Origin of the sequence: Acidovorax sp. JG5, from assembly GCF_017939685.1 — a bacterium.
Taxonomy (GTDB): Bacteria; Pseudomonadota; Gammaproteobacteria; order Burkholderiales; family Burkholderiaceae_C; genus Acidovorax.
On sequence record NZ_JAGKSE010000069.1, the window covers coordinates 1 to 540 of the forward strand.

At 57.0% G+C, this 540-nt stretch carries 1 protein-coding gene; it reads right to left on the reverse strand.

What is annotated here, in order from left to right; all coding sequences use genetic code 11:
• Positions 1–50: 50 nt before the first annotated feature.
• Positions 51–416, reverse strand: a complete 366-nt coding sequence (locus tag J8G26_RS19150; RefSeq protein WP_210570848.1) for a transposase — start codon at positions 414–416, stop codon at positions 51–53.
• Between the last annotated feature and the right edge of the window lie 124 nt (positions 417–540).

Consider the following 540-nt stretch of genomic DNA (forward strand, 5'->3'; position numbering starts at 1 on the left):
CTCTCAGAGAAAAGAGCCTCCTCAAAAACCGGGGCGATTCACTTCGCCGGTTATGTTGCGCCCCGAGATATGTGGTCTTCTACACCGCCCTCTACAAGGTTGCTCAATTCGGCGGTGGTTGACACAACATAAATGTTGGATCCTGCTGGTAGCTGCATCGGCACGAAGGCTGCAGGTGTTTTTGCCCCCTGGCGCTTGGGCGCCGGCGGCGCATCTGGAACGACGCTACCGGGGCGCATCTCCGCAGCTTGCACCCAGCGGCGCAGAAGGTTCGCGTTGATCCCATTGGCCATCGCCACCGCAGCCATCGAGATGCCTGGCTGCATGCATGACGCCACTGCGTTCGCTTTGAATTCGTCACTGTGCAAACGTCGGCGCCGACGACCTTCGCCGCTTTGTTCAGGAGTAGTGTTCACGTGTCCACCTAGAGTTGAGGTGGACACGAGGCTCCTACGAGTACGACATTGTTTCAAGATACCATGGCTGACCGCTTACTGATGGCGGATTCAAAAGTGAAGTGCAACACCTGCCAACCTGTAA